Genomic DNA, 505 nt, shown 5'->3' with positions numbered 1-505 from the left:
ATTCTTACTAGCTTCATTCCCTTCCATGTAAGCAGTTTGAATAGCCAGTATTCGCCCATTACCTGATTCTACTACCCTATCATTTCCTACAATCGGACTTCCTGAAGAAGCAAGGGTACTTTCCCCTAAACGATTAAAGTCCAAATTAGAAGCAATTTGACGTACCTGAAGCTTAGAAGCAGTTTTACTTCTATCACGTGGTTGTAATTCTGTAGGGAAGTTTGGATTTATTGCACCACCTACAGTGTTAGAAGCTATTAAGTCTTCTACTTCTACAACCTTGTACTGTGTCTTTACTGATGTACCTCTCTCAGTTACTGCAACCGATTCACGTCCAACAGTTAAACCCCTAGCACGTTTCAAGCTTCCGCCAGCTTCTAAATGCTTTTGTATGGTATCCATAATCGTCTTATCATCGGCTTTTTCAGGAATGGAAACACCAGCATCTTTAACAAGATTCTTTACTGCATCAATACCACTTAACTGTTTAATCATAGTTAGTCCC

General features: G+C 39.6%; 1 protein-coding gene. It reads right to left on the bottom strand.

From position 1 onward, the window contains the following. Positions 1 to 505 (bottom strand): hypothetical protein (locus tag SB749_RS18690; RefSeq protein WP_410711620.1); only part of this gene is annotated, 505 nt, incomplete at both ends.

The sequence above is a fragment of the Brevibacterium sp. SIMBA_078 genome, from assembly GCF_046534565.1.
GTDB lineage: Bacteria > Actinomycetota > Actinomycetes > Actinomycetales > Brevibacteriaceae > Brevibacterium.
The sequence above is the reverse complement of the archived record's forward strand: the minus strand, read 5'-3'. Positions and strand labels throughout refer to the sequence as shown.